This window comes from Patescibacteria group bacterium (genome assembly GCA_041674405.1).
GTDB lineage: Bacteria > Patescibacteriota > UBA1384 > XYA2-FULL-43-10 > XYA2-FULL-43-10 > JBAYVT01.
In genome coordinates this window covers 143,429-161,678 of the sequence record JBAYVT010000001.1, presented here as the reverse complement: position 1 = coordinate 161,678, position 18,250 = coordinate 143,429, and the positions used below count along the sequence as shown (strand labels likewise).

The 18,250-nt window shown below is 40.0% G+C and carries 16 protein-coding genes and 1 tRNA gene; 12 read left to right on the top strand and 5 right to left on the bottom strand.

All coding sequences use genetic code 11. The features are described from left to right. Window positions 1-35: 35 nt before the first annotated feature. The 4 genes from WC080_00950 (at window position 36) to WC080_00935 (ending at window position 5,569) form a co-directional block, all read left to right on the top strand. Window positions 36-767 carry a methyltransferase domain-containing protein gene (locus WC080_00950; protein ID MFA7243844.1) on the top strand — a complete coding sequence of 244 codons (732 nt, stop codon included), beginning with the start codon at window positions 36-38 and terminating at the stop codon, window positions 765-767. A gap of 143 nt (window positions 768-910) precedes the next feature. Further along, window positions 911-1,345: an NUDIX domain-containing protein gene (locus tag WC080_00945; protein ID MFA7243843.1), complete on the top strand. Its 435-nt coding sequence runs from the start codon at window positions 911-913 to the stop codon at window positions 1,343-1,345. Then, on the top strand, window positions 1,342-2,082 hold the full coding sequence (locus WC080_00940) for a carbon-nitrogen hydrolase family protein (protein ID MFA7243842.1): 741 nt from the start codon (window positions 1,342-1,344) through the stop codon (window positions 2,080-2,082). The genes WC080_00945 and WC080_00940 overlap by 4 nt, the downstream gene beginning before the upstream one ends. A gap of 49 nt (window positions 2,083-2,131) precedes the next feature. Then, window positions 2,132-5,569 carry a class I tRNA ligase family protein gene (locus tag WC080_00935; GenBank protein MFA7243841.1) on the top strand — a complete coding sequence of 1,146 codons (3,438 nt, stop codon included), beginning with the start codon at window positions 2,132-2,134 and terminating at the stop codon, window positions 5,567-5,569. Between the two features lie 8 nt (window positions 5,570-5,577). Here the strand turns inward: WC080_00935 and WC080_00930 are convergent, their stop codons facing one another. Further along, window positions 5,578-6,579 carry a phosphotransferase gene (locus WC080_00930; GenBank protein MFA7243840.1) on the bottom strand — a complete coding sequence of 334 codons (1,002 nt, stop codon included), beginning with the start codon at window positions 6,577-6,579 and terminating at the stop codon, window positions 5,578-5,580. 46 nt (window positions 6,580-6,625) lie between these two features. On the opposite strand from WC080_00930, the gene WC080_00925 reads away from it, so the two are divergent. After that, window positions 6,626-7,252, top strand: a complete 627-nt coding sequence (locus tag WC080_00925; GenBank protein MFA7243839.1) for a CYTH domain-containing protein — start codon at window positions 6,626-6,628, stop codon at window positions 7,250-7,252. A 1-nt stretch (window position 7,253) separates the two neighbouring features. After that, complete coding sequence (locus WC080_00920) at window positions 7,254-7,907, top strand: hypothetical protein (protein MFA7243838.1); 654 nt, start codon at window positions 7,254-7,256, stop codon at window positions 7,905-7,907. 1 nt (window position 7,908) lies between these two features. Here WC080_00920 and WC080_00915 read toward each other — a convergent pair whose 3' ends face one another. Next, window positions 7,909-8,388 (bottom strand): NUDIX hydrolase, encoded by a 480-nt coding sequence (locus WC080_00915; protein MFA7243837.1) that lies wholly within the window; start codon window positions 8,386-8,388, stop codon window positions 7,909-7,911. Between the two features lie 761 nt (window positions 8,389-9,149). On the opposite strand from WC080_00915, the gene WC080_00910 reads away from it, so the two are divergent. The 3 genes from WC080_00910 to WC080_00900 are packed head-to-tail and all read left to right on the top strand — an operon-like array spanning window position 9,150 to window position 13,758. Further along, window positions 9,150-12,671, top strand: a complete 3,522-nt coding sequence (locus WC080_00910) for a class I tRNA ligase family protein (protein MFA7243836.1) — start codon at window positions 9,150-9,152, stop codon at window positions 12,669-12,671. Next, window positions 12,672-13,145 carry a GNAT family N-acetyltransferase gene (locus WC080_00905; GenBank protein MFA7243835.1) on the top strand — a complete coding sequence of 158 codons (474 nt, stop codon included), beginning with the start codon at window positions 12,672-12,674 and terminating at the stop codon, window positions 13,143-13,145. It abuts the gene before it with no gap. Then, window positions 13,138-13,758 carry a histidine phosphatase family protein gene (locus WC080_00900; GenBank protein MFA7243834.1) on the top strand — a complete coding sequence of 207 codons (621 nt, stop codon included), beginning with the start codon at window positions 13,138-13,140 and terminating at the stop codon, window positions 13,756-13,758. The genes WC080_00905 and WC080_00900 overlap by 8 nt, the downstream gene beginning before the upstream one ends. Here the strand turns inward: WC080_00900 and WC080_00895 are convergent. The 3 genes from WC080_00895 to WC080_00885 form a co-directional block, all read right to left on the bottom strand. Further along, entirely contained in the window at window positions 13,738-14,205 is a 468-nt protein-coding gene (locus tag WC080_00895) for an RNHCP domain-containing protein (protein ID MFA7243833.1), read from the bottom strand. The genes WC080_00900 and WC080_00895 overlap by 21 nt on opposite strands. 156 nt (window positions 14,206-14,361) lie before the next feature. Then, window positions 14,362-14,436: transfer RNA gene (locus WC080_00890), tRNA-OTHER, on the bottom strand. A gap of 44 nt (window positions 14,437-14,480) precedes the next feature. Next, window positions 14,481-14,966, bottom strand: a complete 486-nt coding sequence (locus WC080_00885) for a nucleotide exchange factor GrpE (GenBank protein ID MFA7243832.1) — start codon at window positions 14,964-14,966, stop codon at window positions 14,481-14,483. Between the two features lie 44 nt (window positions 14,967-15,010). Here WC080_00885 and WC080_00880 point away from each other — a divergent pair, with 44 nt between their 5' ends. The 3 genes from WC080_00880 to WC080_00870 are packed head-to-tail and all read left to right on the top strand — an operon-like array spanning window position 15,011 to window position 18,202. Then, window positions 15,011-16,555, top strand: coding sequence for a ComEC/Rec2 family competence protein (locus WC080_00880; protein ID MFA7243831.1), 1,545 nt, complete (start codon window positions 15,011-15,013; stop codon window positions 16,553-16,555). Beyond that, window positions 16,552-17,412 (top strand): MBL fold metallo-hydrolase, encoded by an 861-nt coding sequence (locus tag WC080_00875; protein ID MFA7243830.1) that lies wholly within the window; start codon window positions 16,552-16,554, stop codon window positions 17,410-17,412. The genes WC080_00880 and WC080_00875 overlap by 4 nt, the downstream gene beginning before the upstream one ends. Beyond that, window positions 17,363-18,202: a YebC/PmpR family DNA-binding transcriptional regulator gene (locus tag WC080_00870; GenBank protein MFA7243829.1), complete on the top strand. Its 840-nt coding sequence runs from the start codon at window positions 17,363-17,365 to the stop codon at window positions 18,200-18,202. The genes WC080_00875 and WC080_00870 overlap by 50 nt, the downstream gene beginning before the upstream one ends. Window positions 18,203-18,250 lie beyond the last annotated feature (48 nt).

The window sequence follows — 18,250 nt, the reverse complement described above, 5'->3', positions numbered from 1 at the left end:
AGTGTATGCTACAAATATATTACTGGTTTTTAAACATGAAGGCAAAAAGAAATAATGATGCCTTTGGGAGACAGATTTGGGATTGTTTTAATGGCAAAGACAATGTTCTCCTAATCGAAAGAGATGATGGCTTAACGGAAGTATCTGCGGGAAATTTTTATTTTATAAAATCAGAACAATGGAGCAAAAATGAGATTATTGCAGTTGGCTTTGCCAAAGGTAAGATTTTAGATATTGGGTGTGGACCAGGTAGACACGCCCTGTACTTACAAGAAAAAGGATTAGACGTCACAGCTATGGACCCTTCTCCGCTCGCTATCAGGGTGTGCAAGATGCAAGGTATAAAGAAATCATTAATCGGTCAAATTGAGAACATAAATGATTCGTTAGATTTGAAGTATGACACCTTTTTGTTAATGGGTAATAACTTGGGCCTATTGCAAAATCAAATAAAAGCCCCTGAAATTCTTAGACGACTCCATGGTGCTGGAAGTGACAATGCTATTATTATTGCCGAGAGTTCAAATCCGGACAAGATTTATGATCCAGCCTATCGATCATATTTTAATTGTAACCTAAAAAAGGGCAAACTTTCCGGAGAGGTAAAATTGAGAGTACGATATGATGACATCACGGGTCCCTGGTTTGAATATCTCTATCTGTCACCGAGTGAATTAGAGCAACTAATTCGCCCGACGGGTTGGAAAATACTTAAAATTTTCGAAAATAATTCTCCTCAATATTTTGTAATTCTGGGAAAATGCTGAGTGATTCTAACAACTAGCACTATATCCATTGGATGGATTTCGATAAGATTTCTAATATCAAGAATTAACTAGAAAATTATTAGTCATGCAGCTAATGTGCATGATAAAATATCATTGTTCAACTAAATATTAAACAGACGTTTATGAATTTTAGGATAACCCAAAGAGCGTGCGGGATTATATTGAAAGATAATAAAATTCTCCTGTTTCGTAGGATCAAGGATGGAGAAGAATATTTTAGCTTTCCCGGCGGTGGAGTCGAGGAAGGAGAAAGTCTCGAGCAAACAGCGAAGCGCGAATTGAAAGAAGAACTCGGTATTGATGCTGAAACTGGAAAACTTTTGTTTGAGGGATATGTTGAAAAGAATGGAAATGATATTGGTAGAACCAGCTACTTTTTCTTGATTGATAAATTCAGCGGAAAACCGAAACTCAACGAACCGCGAAAAATGTTGACTGATTCAAATAATCAATACTATATTCACTGGATGGATTTCGACGACATTTCAAAAACCCCAAATCTTTATCCAACATTTGCAAAAGAAAAACTTGTTAAATATTTAACGAATAAACAATGAAAATAGCTTTGGTTCAAATGCCCTCAGCAAAGGGTGAAATCAAAATTAATTCGGAGAGAATGTCCGATTATATTTCTTTTGCAGCAAAAGCAAAGGCGGATGTAGCCGTGTTCCCGGAAATGAGTCTAACGGGTTATTTTACAGAAAATAATTATATCGATACATGTCTGGAATTAGAGAGCAAACCTGTAAAGAAAGTTGTTGGAGCAAGCAAGGATATTGCAATTTTGTTTGGAATAGGAGAAAAAGACAATTCCGGATATCACATTACCCAAATTTTTGCTCAAAATGGGAAAATCGTAGGTGTTTACCGTAAGCATAATGTCCAAAGCGGAGAGGAGAAGATTTTTTCTTCTGGAGTTGAATCACCAATTTTTGATTTGGGTGGAGTAAGGTTCGGCATTACAATTTGTGCTGATATTGATTTGCCAGAATTATATAAAGAATATGCAACCAAGGGTTGCAAAGTAGTGTTTGAGTGCGCATCTCCTGATTTGTATGGCGATCGAGAAAATCGTAACTGGGAGAAGGGCTATTTGTGGTGGAAAAATAATTGCATTACAAAAATTGGAAATTATGCCAGAGAAAATAAAATCAATATTGCTGTCGCGACTCAGTCTGGACGAAATATGGATGATGATTTTCCGGGAGGTGGTTACTTATTTTCAACGGAGGGAAAAATAATTGCAGAAACGAAAGATTACCAACAAGAAGTACTTTTTTGTCGCCTACCATAGATATACTATCAGCGTTGATTAATTAGATTGATCGTGCTAAATTTTGATTATGGCAAAATACGATTTTGAAAAAATTGAATCTAAATGGCAGAAGGCCTGGGAAGAGGCGAAATACGGCCAGTCCATTGATTTTTCCGATAAGCCGAAGTTCTACTCCCTCATGGAGTTCCCTTATCCTTCCGGATCAGGATTGCACGTTGGACACTGCATGGGTTACACCGCCTCGGATGCGTTTACGCGTATGAAAAGGATGCAAGGCTACAATGTTCTTTTTCCAATGGGTTGGGACGCATTTGGTCTGCCGACAGAGAATTACGCAATTAAAACCAAGACAAAACCAAGAGACGTTACCACACTAAGTATTGCGACCTTCAAAAAGCAGATGAAATCGCTTGGCTATTCCTTCGATTGGGGTCGCGAGGTCAATACTACTGATCCCAATTATTATAAATGGACGCAGTGGATATTCATGCAGTTCTATAAGCACGCGATTGTCAACGGCAAGCTTGTCGAAGTTGCCGATGACGACAAAGAAACTCCACGCTTGGCATTTCAGGCCGAGATGCCAGTTAACTGGTGCCCATCATGCAAAATCATCCTCGCCAACGAAGAGGTGATCGGCGGAAATTGTGAACGCTGCGGCGCGCAGACAGAAAAACGCAAACAGAAGCAATGGATGCTCCGTATCACAGCCTATGCAGATAGATTGATCAAGGATCTCGATACCGTTGATTATCTTGAGAATATCAAAACCCAGCAGATAAACTGGATTGGCCGATCCGAGGGAACGGAAATTGATTTTAAAATTGTCATTTCAACCGAAGCGGAGCAAACTTCAGAAAAAGTTGATCTTGGGAATGCCAATATTTCTGACAAAACAAATAAAATGCTTGAAGCGATTGATAGGATCAATTCAGAATTTAAAAAGCGCAATATCAAACTCTGGGTTAATGGTACTTTTGCAGTTGCTGGATATTGCGGAAATATTTTTGAAAATCCTGCAGATGTTGATTTGGGAGTTTTGGCCAAAGATTTTGATGAAAGCAAAAAAATCTTTTCTGAACTTGGTTACAGTAAAATTGAAGATAAGGACAACGGAAAATTTCAGGTTTGCGTCTTTCGTACTGATGATTTCAACATTGAGATTGGGACACTTGATCATGATCTGGGAGATACTATAAAAGAACTGGACGGGCATGAATTTTTAGTTCCCGATGCAAAATGGCTGGCAAATTGTTATAAGATTACCGCCCAAAAAGAACGCAGAGCCGGAAAAAATGATCTTGAAAGAGCCAAGTTTCTGGAATCCTTAAATGATAATATTATCAAGGTCTACACTACTCGCGCGGATACGCTTTTCGGCGTGACATATATAGTATTAGCGCCGGAACACGAACTCGTTGACAAAATCAAAGATCAAATATCAAATGTCAAAGATGTGGAAAACTATATTGAAAATGCGAAGAAAAAGTCAGATATGGACAGGACTGAGCTTGCCAAAGACAAGACTGGAGTGGAATTAAAAGGAATTAAAGCTATAAATCCGATAAACGGCGAGGAAGTTTCTGTGTGGATTGCTGATTATGTTCTCGCAACCTATGGAACCGGTGCCGTGATGGCGGTGCCTGCGCACGACCAGAGGGATTTTGAATTTGCCGAAAAATACAATATTCCAATCAAGGAAGTTATCATTCCTAAACTAATTGATAAAAATGATCCGCCAATCGATGGCGTAGAGACAGTCGAGCGAAAGCAGGTTTATGCCGTGGTAATAAATCCCAAAAATAACAAAGTTCTAGCCCTTAAGTGGAAGAAGTTTCCTTGGATCGGGTTGGTTATCGGCGGCATTGAGCCAGGTGAATCAATCGTTGATACCGCCAAGCGCGAGATTTTAGAAGAAACCGGTTACAAGAACGTCAAATTCGTTCGAAACTTAGGCGGCCCGATGGAAGTCCATTTCCATGCAACTCACAAAAATGTGAATAGAAAAGCTACATATTATCCTTTGGCTTTCGAGTTGCTTGATGAGGAGCAGGAGCCGTTATCCAAAGAAGAGGCAGAGGAAAGCGAACCGTTCTGGGCGGATTGGGATGAAATTGAGAATATCAAAGGATATGTCCTGCCGATAGAGCATGAAATTGTCCGTGACCGCTTTCATAATCCAGCACATTCATTTGAGGAATATGGCGTTCTTGCCAATTCCAAAGAGTTTGATGGGTTAACATCAGAAGAAGGTAAAAAGAAAATAACCGAGAAGCTCAAGGAAATGGGTGCCGGGGATTTCGCAGTCAATTTCAAGCTTCGTGACTGGATATTTTCCCGCCAGCACTACTGGGGCGAGCCGATCCCTATCATCCACTGCGAGAAGTGCGGGACTGTGCCGATGGATGAGAAAGATTTACCACTTACTTTACCGGAGGTTGAAAAGTATGAGCCGACCGATACCGGTGAGTCCCCGCTTGCCGCAATTACCGACTGGGTAAATACAACCTGCCCGAAGTGCGGCGGCCCCGCCAAGCGCGAGACCGATACGATGCCAAACTGGGCGGGATCATCGTGGTACTTCATCGCTTACGCAATGAATCAAGAATCAAGAATCAAGAATTATGAATCAAGCGAAGACATTTTCTCAGCATCAGTCAAAGAATTGAAATATTGGATGCCGGTTGATCTTTACAATGGCGGCAACGAACATACAACTTTGCACCTTTTGTATTCGCGTTTTTGGCACAAATTTCTATATGATCTTGGCAAAGTGCCAACGCTTGAGCCATATAACAAACGAATCGCTCACGGGATCATACTTGGCGCGGACAACCAAAAAATGAGCAAATCGCGGGGGAATGTGGTCAATCCGGATGATGTTGTGAAGCGCTATGGTGCCGATGCGCTTCGCACCTACATTATGTTCATCGGGCCGTATGATAAAGAATCCGCCTGGAACATGGACGGCTTATCTGGCGTTTCAAGATTTCTTAATAAAGTTTGGGAAAACTCGGACAAAGTCTCTGGTAAAGTTGATAGTGATAATCTTGCAGTTGCTGTAAATAAATTAGTCTTTGCTGTTGAGAACGATCTTGAGCGATTCAACTTGAATACTTATGTTGCCAAACTTATGACTTTCAACAATCTTATGTCGGCCGAGAAAGAAATTAGTAAAAAATCATTTGGTGTATTCTGCCAGCTTCTAGCACCGGCTGCTCCTCATTTGGCCGAAGAATTATGGGAAAAGCTCGGCAACGAGGGTTTGGTTTCAAATTCAGCTTGGCCGAAATTTGATGAAAGCTTGAAAGGCGACGATAAGATCAAAATTGCCATTCAGGTCAATGGCAAACTTCGCGATGTCATCGAAGTAGATAAAGATATTGAAAAAACTGCCCTCGAGGAAGCTGCTAAAAATAGTGAAAAAGTCAGCGCATTTATTACTGGCAAAGAGATTAAAAAAGTAATCGTCGTACCTGGAAAAATTGTAAATATCGTGATTTAGCTATTTCGCTATTTCGCGTTTTTTAATATTCTCCGAATCACGCCCTTGATATCACGGGAAAAATATTCTAGTTTTATAAAATCGTCTCGGTATAAAACATCTGTTTTGTAGTACTTCTTTAGATAATGATGCTCTTCGATCCAGAAAGAATGAGCCATATCAAGATATCTCATGAGAAATCCTGCCCGAAATTCTGAATCCGAGATCGGATATATTTTGTGATAAGCTTTCAAATACAAACCGGCTTTTTCCATGCCCTTTTCAAAGCCCTTACTGAAACATATAAATATGATTGACCTAACAAGCTCAAATGCCCGTGGCGCGAAAATCGTTTTTTCGAGATCGAATACATATTTTACCGTATCGTTATCGTCATAAAACAGATTACCGGCATGGAAATCACCATGAACCAGGTGATCTGACCTGATGTTCAAATCTTCAAACTTTAATTTATTTTCTTCAATTATTTTCTTCTTTAGCCTAATAAATTTCCTTGCTAAGCGATCAAATCCATTTAATAATTTTTTCTGTGAAATGATTTTTCCAAATTCCTTTGCCATTTGTAAAGATTTTTTTTTATCCCAAACATTTTTCGATTCTACAGTAACTTTTGGCGTTCCATCTTTACTCAAAAGATGCATTTTCGCTTGCATCTGAGCGATTGATATTAAAACGTCGTCGTTTAGCTTGTTTCGGTTAATATCTTTTTCTTCGATAAATGGAAATAATCCATAAAATTTACCAGTAATTTCAACGAATGTGTCTCCATTTACGGTTTTAATCGGCATGATTATGGGAATGCCATGTTCGAAGAAAAATTGCTTACTTTTGTGTATACTTGCAATATCATCACTGGAATATTTGTCACGGTATTTGCGTAGAAAGAATTTTTGGTCTTTGTTTGCCACAATCATATTATCACTCAAAAATCCGCCCTTAGCTTTGGCAACAATCCGAGTAATATCTAAACTGTAAAATTTATTTAGACTGGTAATTAGTTTGTTTTCCATAGTAAAATAATAATACTACTTTTTAAATTTGGCCATAAGGAATAATATGTCGCAGATGGAAGTCGAGCATCGCGGGCTACTGACCGCGGAAAAGTTTGAGCATTTAAATTCTTTTCTCTCCAAGGAAGGCACTTTTTTAGGCAAGAAAAAACGCTTTTCGATGATAAAAAGCGCAAGCATAAAAAGTATTCGCGAAGTGAAAGATGATCCGGTCGATCTTAAAATCCGTATCACAAATGGCCAAGCAGAGTTAGCATGCAAATATGGCAAATGGAGTGGCAAAGATGCCAGAAAAGAATATAATTTTGAATTTGAGACCAAAAAATTCACTGATTTTATCGAATTTCTAAAAATCCTCGGATTTACAAAATATGTCCTTATGGCGAACACAAAATATGACTACGAGTATCGTGGAGTCGAATTTGCAGTTGTTGAAGTCCCTGATTGGGGACATTATTTTGAGGCCGAAATCTTGACTGATGAAGAGAATGTTGCTGACGCTAATAAAATACTAGACAAAGAAATTGATGCCTTGGGGCTGAAAGTTTTGGGTGAGGAAGAGTTCTATGACCTTCTGGATGAATTAAACAGTCGCCCTGGTTATCGAATTGATCTTGAAAAAGATAAATTGTCAGACATCCTCGAAAAATTTAAAGAGTACATCGAGGTATAGAATGATAATTTTCAAATATTCAACAAAGAGAGAAATCGGAAATTATTTTTCTACGCTTGGATCGATAAATCACCTCTCGAATGAAAAGCCGAAGAATTATTACATAATTAAAGAGTCTGGTTTTGATCCTGATAATGAGAGAGATGTGACAAAATATTTTGCTCAAAATGCTGAGAACCAACGAGACTATATTGCAGAAAAAACTAAGTCGATTGAAAATAATTGGCGAAAAATTGAAAAACCTTTTTTTAAAAAAGCTGATGAATTCTTCGAAACCAATGAAACGCAGGACAATTTGACCGCTTTTTTAACATTCAATGTTTGTTGCGGATATAATACCGGCCAAGGTTACTTTTTTGTATGTTTCGGCCGCCCGGATCCAAATTCGAATATTATTCACGAAATATTACATTTTTATACACATAAGCTGATTGCTCCGGAGTTCAAAAAAGCCGGATTGCCTTACGAGAGTTTTAACGATTTTAAAGAGGCGCTGACATTTGTGATGAACTATGAATTTAGCGAATTTTTACCAAGTCATCGCGAAGAAGGTTACGAGAAGCAAAAAAAGTTGATCGAATTCCTTGAGTCAAAATATAAACATGGTATGAAAGCAAACAAAGTCGCGGAAATTGCAATTAAGTATTTGCAATAATTTAAAATTGGTCTTCCAAAATATTTAGGGAATATACTTTACCATTTTCTATCCATTCTCGGATAATGCGTAGCGTGTAATCTGCAACAAAATCTTTGGGTTCTAGATCTGCAATCTGATCGTTGGTAAACCAAGATTCTCCAATGATATTTTCTCCTTCAATGTGGAGGCCTCTTTCTTTTGGCAGGGAAACCTTGTCGGTGTTTGCTCTGGCAACAAAATTAAACTGGATTTTGAGTTTTCCGCGAGACTGCATGGTCAATATATTCAAGACTCCTAGAAACTCTACCTCAAGCCCCGCTTCCTCCAAGCATTCTCGCTTGGCGCAATCGATAATACTTTCGTGAGGTTTATCAAAAGTCCCTTTTATGATGTTGAGCGCCGGTTCTGATTCTTCATCAACTTTCTCCTTGATCAAAAGAATTTCGTCATTTTCGTTTAGAACCACAACTCCGATTTTCAAATAGATTTCTTGATTCATTTCCACATCTTCCTATTAACTCTTCAATAATAATATCACAATGGACCCAAATGATTATAATAAAGCAAGAACGCCCCAACTAGTGGGGCGCCCGAGCTCTTGTGGCCAATTCATCTGACTCAAACCCCTAATAACGTGAGAGAGCCTTGTACGCCAAGGTCAGGACTCCTACGAAAAGGGCCAGGGCCACGAGGAAAGGCCACCCGTACTGCATCTCCAGGATGAATCTGTCGACCTGCGGCATCTTCATCAGGTCGAGCTCGCTCAGTAGCGAGTAACGGTACATTGAATCCAGGGCAACCGCTCCGACCCGATAAGTCGGGTAGAGGAGCAGACATGCGATGATCCCGCAAACGATACGACTAGCTTTGGACATGGTAAGACCCCCTAGCAGTCGATTTTCTTTATCTTAGGGTAACATAAATAATTGGTTATGTCAATAGCTCATTGAATATATCTGAGCGATGTGCTATATATAATTTATAAGAAAAAAGCGCATAAGTCCGCAATCAACGGACGAGCTGGGAGAAGAAAACCCTAAGGGTGAATAGAACTTCCCGTATGGCAAGCGTAATTGCCAAAATTAAGAATGATTAGGTTGGTACCTCAATCGGTTCAGTATAAAGTTGAAAGCATAAAGTGAAAAGTTCAACACATACTAAAAAGATTGGCCTTTCGCTATAATAGTGTTAGGTCTTTTTTAATATCAGTGTTAATCAGTGTGATAGATCAGTGTTAAAATTTCAAATTAAGGACATTTTATGTTCAAAAAGGTTGATCCAAAACTTAATTTACCGGAAGAAGAGAAGAAAATTCTCGAATTTTGGCGAGAGGATAAAACATTTGAGAAGAGCCTTGGGAAGGATAGCCCGAAAGGCAATTTTGTATTCTATGAAGGACCGCCGACAGCCAACGGCAAGCCTGGTATTCATCATGTTCTAAACCGCGCATTCAAAGATCTTTTCAACCGATATAAAACTATGCAAGGCTACAATGTCCGACGCAAAGCAGGCTGGGACACGCAAGGGCTTCCGGTAGAGCTTCAGGTGGAGAAGGAGCTCGGTATTTCTGGCAAGGGCGATATCGAGAATATCGTTCCGGGCGACAAAAATGCTTCGGTTGCCAAATTCAATAAACTTTGCAAAGAGTCGGTTTTTGTTTACAAATCCGAGTGGGAAAAGATGACCGAGCGCATGGCCTACTGGCTCGATATGAAAGATCCATATGTCACCTACGATTCCAAATATATCGAATCGATCTGGTGGGTGATATCCGAAGCTGAAAAACGAGGTTTGCTTTACAGGGGCCACAAAGTCGTGCCATATTGCCCGCGCTGCGGTACGGCGTTATCTTCTCATGAGGTTGCCCAGGGATACAAGAATGTTGAAGAGGAATCAGTCTATATCAAGGTTAAATCAAATCATGAAGATGCGTATTTTCTTGTCTGGACGACAACGCCTTGGACGCTCGCAGGCAACGCCGCTCTAGCATTTGGCCCGAATATCAAATACGTTTTGGCAGAAAAAGACGGAGAGAAGTATATACTTGCGCAAAGCCGTCTCGATGCCGTTTTGCCTGGTGCAAATGTCATTAAAGAGCTGACCGGTTCGGAAATTGCTGCCCCATCTTTCACCGACAAACCGGATTACGAAGCGATTTATCCGGACGGAGATAAATTTTCTGAAGGTGGAGAGAAAGTTTACAAGCTGATTGTCGCCGATTTTGTCACCGATTCAGACGGCACCGGCATCGTCCACATTGCCCCGGCATTTGGTGAGGATGATTACGAATTTGGTTTTCGCAAGAACGGCATCAAGGTTTTAAAGACCGTTGATGAAAAGGGGACGGAGCTTGCCGGCGCTGGCAAAGGAAGCTTTGTCAAAGACGCCGACAAAGAAGTGAAACTCGATCTTGAAAAACGTGGAATATTATTTAAAAAAGAGATGTTCGCCCATGATTATCCGTTCTGCTGGCGTTGTGACTCACCGCTTCTCTACTTTGCCAAGGATTCTTGGTATATCGCGATGTCGAAACTTCGAGATGAGCTTCTTGAAAATAATGAGACAATCAACTGGAACCCAGCCTACTTAAAGCACGGCCGTTTTGGCAATTGGCTCGAAAATATCAATGACTGGGCAATTTCCCGTGACAGATATTGGGGGACGCCGCTCCCGGTCTGGACTTGCGACAAGTGTGACGAGAAAAAAGTCGTTGGCAATTTTATGGATTTCAACGAGAGCAATACTAAGGTAACGAAATTGATCTTTGTCCGACACGGTGAAACGGAGAGAAACATTCTTGATATTGATTCAAAAGCGCTTGATAAATGGCCTCTTACAGAGAAGGGTGTGACTCAGGTGGAAACAACCGCAAAAAAAATAAAGGACAAAGTTGACATAATAATATCTTCTCCGGTGTTGAGAGCAAAGCAATCCGCAGAAATCGTTAAGAAACATGTAGATGCGGAATTGATATTCGACGACAGAATCATTGAGCTGGACTCCGGCGAATGGAATGAGCTTACACCCGAACAAAGACTTGACAGGAAAGATTTTCAAGATTATTTGGTGACTGAGAAAATTCCTGAACAAAGATTTAATTTTAAGCTTGGCACCACGGGGGAAACGAGAGCTGATGTTGTAGAAAGGGTCAAAGAATTTTTAGCCAAGATTGGAAAAGAATATCCTGGTAAGACAATCGTTATTGTTGCACACGGGGCCATTAATGGTGCATTGAACATGATTTTAGGGAACTTGGATTATTCTGGATACTTCCAACACGAACGCCCTGATCATGAATTATCTCATAAATTTTATCTAAATTCTGACGGTACTGCCTTCGATCCTCACAAACCATTTGTTGATGAGGTTGAATTCACCTGCAAATGCGGCGGAACGATGAAACGAACTCCAGAAGTGATGGATGTCTGGTTCGATTCCGGCTCCATGCCATACGCCCAATATCACTATCCATTCGAAAACAGCGAACTCTTTGCTGAGCAGTACCCGGCTGATTTCATTTGCGAAGCGATCGATCAAACCCGAGGCTGGTTTTACACGCTTCTCGCGATCTCGACGATTGTAAAAAATAATTCTTGTTTTAAAAATGTTATCTCGACAGGACATATTCTAGACGAAAAAGGGCAAAAAATGTCGAAGTCGAAGGGAAACATTGTCGAGCCGATGGCTGAATTTGAGAAAGTTGGCGCCGATGTCGTCCGCTTCTTCCTTTATTCTGTGAATCAGCCCGGTGAGCCGAAGCTTTTTTCAGAAAAAGAAGTTTTGTCTGTTTCCCGCAACCTATTTATCACGCTTTGGAATGTTTATTCATTCTTTTCTATGTACGCATCAATCGACGGTTGGAAGCCGAGCGGAAAAACAGAAGCTACAAACATTCTAGACAAATGGATCCTTGCGAAGTTTAACGAACTTACCGAAACCATCACCGAATCATTGGATAACTATGATACCTACAGACCGGCAAATACGATTCTTGATTTTATAAACGAACTTTCTACTTGGTATGTCCGCCGCTCACGCCGCAGATTTTGGAAATCGGAGTCTGACAGCGATAAAGAATCGGCATATCATACTTTGTATGAAGTTTTGATCGGCTTATCGAAACTCTTGGCGCCGTTTACTCCGATGTTCGCCGAAACCGTGTATCAGGGCCTAAAGCAAGAAAGTGATCCGGAATCGGTACACTTGGCCGATTTCCCCGCACCGGAAGAATTTGATCTTTCTGTTCTGGATGAGATGGCAGAAACACGGCAGATTGTTGAAGCTGGCTTAGCCAAAAGATCGGAAGCGGGAATAAAAGTTCGCCAGCCTTTAGCTCTTCTAAAATATTCCGGTAAAAAATTGTCTGAAGATTTGGAAACAATCATTGCTGAAGAAGTAAATGTGAAAAAAGTAGTTTATGTCGACGCACGAGATATTCATATTGACGAAGGAGATAAGAATTCCGGAGTAGGGGAGACAGGCGTCGAGCTTGATACGGTATTAACTGACGAATTAAAAACCGAAGGTGTTGCCAGGGAACTCATCCGCAACATCCAATCGCTACGCAAAAAGTCCGGGTTTGAAGTTGAGAACAGGATAGTTGTAAATTACGCTACATCGGGAGAGGTATTGAAAAAAGTGATGAAATCAATGTCGGAAATTATTGCCAAAGAAGTACTAGCGAAAGAAAGCACTGACGGAAAAATCGAAAACCCGGAAGGTTCAGAAGAATTCTGTATCGACGGTGAGAAAATTTGGATCGGAATCTCGAGGATTAAATAAATGACTATAAAAATTAGGCCGATTGAGCTAATCGACCATGACGGAGTAATGAAGGTTGTAAAATCCCTAAATCCCGGTTGGTTTGATGATTATGCAATCTCGAACGAAATTCCGCTTGATCTAAAATTGCATCATGGTTTTGCTGCCGAAAATGATGGCAAAATTGTTGGATTTATTACTTTTTCATCCGAGGAGGGGGATATTAAAATTACCTGGCTAGGTGTCAACTTGAATTCTCATCGTAAGGGAGTAGGTGGGCAATTACTTGAAAAGGTTGAGAAGGCAGCGCGAAATCTGGAAGTCAAAAAGATTACTGTGGAAACGTTATCTGACAAAGAAGATTGGGAACCATATAATAGAACACGGGCCTTCTATCTAAAAAACGGGTTTAAATTTTTGAGCGATCGCAAAATTACTAACAAATCAGACGAAACCTTTTGGCTGGTGAAATATATTAAGGAACTCAATGATTAATCTCGTATTTGTCCGCCATGGACATACTGGCTACAATGACCAAAAAATTGTTCAGGGACATTCCCATAACCCACTTTCCGAAATCGGAGCCGAACAAGCGAGAAAAGTTGGAGAGAGATTAAAAGACCAACACTTTGACATCGCTTTTTGTAGCGATCTAAAAAGGACCAAAGATACTATTAAAGAAATTTTGAAATATCACTCAGACCTTCCGGTTATTTACGAGCCTTTGCTTCGAGAGAAAGGAAGCGGAATATTTGAAGGTAAATTGTCGGTGCTGCGTGAGGAGGCGAGATTAAGTTCGGGCCTGTCTAAGGAAGATTTTTGCCCAGAGGGAGGCGAAAATGACACTGACGTGCTTATACGTGTCAAGAAATTTATTAAGATGATCGCAAATGATTATTCGGATAAAACAATTTTAGCTGTAACACACGGGATTTGGCTCAAGAATTTATTTTGTTACATTGATCAAGAAATTGGCAGCAAGCTTACAGAAATTGCCAATACCAGCATTAGTGTCGTACTGATTGATGAAAACAAAAAAATTTCCATAAAGACTATTAACGACATCAAACACCTAGAAGAAACTCCCTCAAATGTTCTTACCGATTAGAGCTGTTTTAATTTCTGGATAATTTGATTGATTGAGTACAACAATAGAAGAGTCCCTGAGATCTTTTTTTGTTTTAGAATCAATTTTATAGTTCAATAGATCTAATATTTTTTCATTGCCATCATCGGCGGCGATGCGGTTGATTGAAATTTTGCTACATTTTTTACACTGATGAATAATCATCACATCACCCTGTTTCTTGTTCCCGTATTTGTCGATTCCTTCCTCTTTGAGCGTCAATCCAATCGGCTCCATGCTACTATGGCAGTCTGCCTTGCGGTCGCCGGAAACTTTGTCGTCAACGTGCAGGGACCAGAGGCAATAGGGGCAATGATTTCTATGATGTGTTCCGATCGTGTCAGAAAAATTTACCCATTTCTTACAATGCGCACAGGCGAATCCGCCATTGCGTTCTTCAATAGTATCTTTTTTCGTTTTTTGTTGCATGGCTTCATTATACCTTATTAGGATTCTGCCCCACCATAATCGGTGAGGCAGACGGTTTACCATGAGCCCCGAAGGGGACCATTTGGGCTGAGCAAAGAGAGTCGAATGGATTCACTTTTCGTTTTGGCTTGCCATGAGCGAGTGAAACGAGTCGAATGGTCGCGGTGGCCGGAATCGAACCGGCTGACTTCCCGTATGGGTGCTGATATCCTATTCATCAGCTTCACCACGAAAAAATATGTCCGCAAAATTAACCTCATTGCGGGTATTGGCTCTTAGCTCTTTGGTGGAATATTTTTTACAACTTTTACTTTGGCTGCACGCAGCACAGATCCATTGAATGCATATCCTGCCAAAGTTTCTTCGGCAATAGTTCCTTCTGGCTCGTCGGATTCGACCTCTTCCACAGCTTCATGTAAGTGAGGATCAAATTGTTTTCCGACAGTTTCGATTTTTGTCAGACCATTCTCGGAGAGTATAGTCTCGAATTGTTTCTCTATATGCTTGATTCCGATTGCCCAGTCATTATTTTCAAGATCTTTTGGTAGATGTCTAGCTGCGAGTTGAAAGTGATCCAAGACCGGCAGAATATCATAAATAAGTGCAGAGCATGCAGATTCGATCAATTTTGCCCGGTCTTCAGCAGCCTGTTTTTTATAGTTCATAAAATCGGCTTGTGTCCTCTGCCAACCGGCTGTGAGTTCGGCGACTTTGGCTTCCAGCTCCTTGACCTCGTCAATTTGTTTATCTCGTTTTTTCATTGTCGTATTTCTTATTTACCATCAATCATAGATAATATAACAAAATGAATGGGTTTTCAACAGCGATGAAAACATTACAATCAAAAATGATTCCGCCATATCGAGTGTTTACAATTTATGCTCTAGTATTTATTGTAGGGATTTTTATCTCGTCATACACTGCTGTTGATTTTGCTCGATCATGGCAAATTATTTTATTTACCATCATATCTCTAATATTTTTCACACTTGTAAATTTTCTACTTAAAAATCGCCTTTTAACTATCATTGCTTGGTCATTTGTAATAATTTTTTTAGCTTTATTGCTTTATTCCTTGTTTTCGAGCCGGGTGGCCGAGATGCCAAAATTTGGCGATGTGAAAATTGTCGGAATGATAGCAAATAACCCGCAAGTTGATTATGAAAAACAACGCGTCGAAATTTCAGTAAAAAATGTCGATGGCACGACTATTTCAAGTTCCGAACCAAGAATTCAGGCCGATTTGCCAAAAATTCCAATTCTTGAATATGGCGATTATGTCGAGCTATCTGGAAATGTGGAGTCAAGCACGAGTAGCAGCATTGATCCATCGTATAAAAAATTTCTTAAGAAAAATCTGGTTTCGGGGATTATTCAAAATCCTGATTCAGTATTTAAAAGTGGAAAAAATCAGAGTATGATTACGCATTCAATCAGGATATTGTATATGATATCATCATACTTTGAGCAGTCGATCAATAGTATTCTCCCGGAACCCCAAGCATCGCTTGCCGCGGGACTTGTTCTTGGAATCAAGAGAAATATTCCAGCCGATTTAACCGATGATTTAAACAGAACCGGCCTAACCCATATTGTTGCACTTTCTGGATATAACGTGACAATAATCATGCTGGTTTTTTCACAATTACTTGTCCAGCATCTAGGAAAAAGAAAAACTTTCTGGGCCGGAGTCGTGCTTGTAACATTGTTTGTGATCATGACTGGTGCTGCCTCAAGTGTGATAAGGGCGGGAATATTTTCAACGTTGGTAATTTATGGGTCGACAGTTGGCCGCAAAGCAGATCAGACAAATATGATGTTGCTTGCGGCAATAATTATGATTCTTGCAAATCCCTTTATTCTTACAAATGATATTGGTTTTCAGCTTTCGTTTCTTGCATTTGCTGGCCTAATTTATTTCTCTCCTATCATTTCAAGGCTATTTGATTCATCAAGATTTCGAAACTGGCCCGATTGGATAAAATTACCATTCGTTGAAACCCTATCGGCACAAATCGCTGTTTTTCCACTCATTATCTATGTTTTTGGTAGGTTTTCGCTGATTGCTCCGATTGCTAATTTTCTGGTTCTTTGGATTCTGCCACTTGCCATGCTGGTCTCGTTCATTGCTGGCCTATCAGGAATAATATACTATTATTTGGGAAAAATTCTTGCATTACTCGCTTGGCCAGTTTTAACATATGTTATCAAGGCTACTGAAATCGCTTCAGTGCTGCCGTTTTCATCGTTCGAATTTGGCCAAAATTCAATTGTTTTAGTTTTATTTCTTTATTCTTGCATAATAATTTTTTTGTTTTTTGGTATTAGAAAATTTAGAATAATTTTATGAGAAGAATCACAAAAATTATATTGGGGGTTTTGATAATAATTTTGATTTTTCTTTGGGTTACAATCGCCAAAAGCCCCACAACAGATAGTCTCAATATATATTTCTTAAATGTTGGCCAAGGGGATGCGGAACTGATACAAAAAGGTGATTATCAAATTCTTATCGATGGCGGTCCGGATGACAGCATCCTTTCAGAAATTGGAAAAATCATGCCGATCACTGATCGAAGAATTGACATCGTCATTTTGACTCATCCTCATGCAGACCACTTAACTGGAATTAATCAAATCATTCAAAGATATGAGGTTGGGCAGATTTATTCATCCGGTTCTATCACAACAAGTGATCAATATCTTAATTTTTTGAACGCTGTTACATCTAAAAATATCCCAATGTCCATTCCGGAAATTGGAGACAAGATTTCTGTTTTTGGCGATGCTGAATTGCAATTTCTTTGGCCGGGCAAGAAATATTTGGGAATCTCAGGAGATAACCTGAACAATACTTCGGAATTTGTCCGTTTTTGCGAATTTTCTCATTGCGCCGATTTTCTCGGCGATATGGAAACCGACGAACAGGCAATTGCATATGCTCAGTTAAAAGCAAATAATGTAGATTATTCTGCCGATCTTTTGAAAATTTCTCACCATGGCTCGACAAACGGGACAAATGCCACAACACTGAACGAAATCAATCCTCAGGTGGCAGTTATTGAGGTTGGCGTGGAGAATAAATATGGCCATCCGCATGCAGCAACTCTTGATTTATTAAATTCCCGAAATATCCAAGACTACCGCACCGACCGAGATGGCACAATCGGGTTTTCTCTTACCCCTGGAGGTATTTCTCCAAACTGACAAGATTGAAATCAGGGCCGTTTTCAAGTATCATGCAAGGGTAAAATTATTTGGAGATTTCGATATGTCCGGACATAGCAAATGGGCAACGACTAAAAGAAAAAAAGCAGTGATTGACGCCAAGCGCGGCAAAATATTTACCAAGCTCGGTAAACTAATCACGATTGCTGCGCGCGATGGTGGGGGGGATCCAGCATCTAATCCGACACTCCGTATGGCTGTCGATAACGCCAAGGCAGCAAGCATGCCAAAAGAAAACATCGAGCGGGCCATACAGCGAGGTTCAGGCGGAGGAGATGCAGCGGCTATTGAAGAGGTTGTATATGAAGTTTATGGTTCTGGTGGGGCTGGACTTTTAGTAGAATGCCTTACTGACAACAAAAATCGTACAGTCGCCGATATCAAAGCAATATTAAATCGAAACGGTGGGTCCCTTGCTGGGCCGGGTAGCGTAAATTATCAATTTAAAAAAGTTGGTGAGATCATAGTCGATGAGACTAAAAACAATTTAAAAGATGAAGAACTTGAGGAAGCGATAATCGACTCAGGAGCCGAGGATTTCGAAAAAGATGATAGTATGTACTATATATACACCAATTTTTCTGATCTAAATAATGTGAAAACCAGCCTGGAGAGTGCAAAAATTGTGCTAGAATCAGCTGAACCTTCGATGAAACCGAATACTTCTATAGATATTGCTGAAGACAAAAAAGAATCTTTGATGAAGCTAATGGATGCGCTTGATGACCTGGATGATGTGAGTAAGATTTACATCAATGTAAATCTTTAAGTTAAAAAAATTCCAACCGCGGATTGAATTGCGCGGATAAACGCGGAA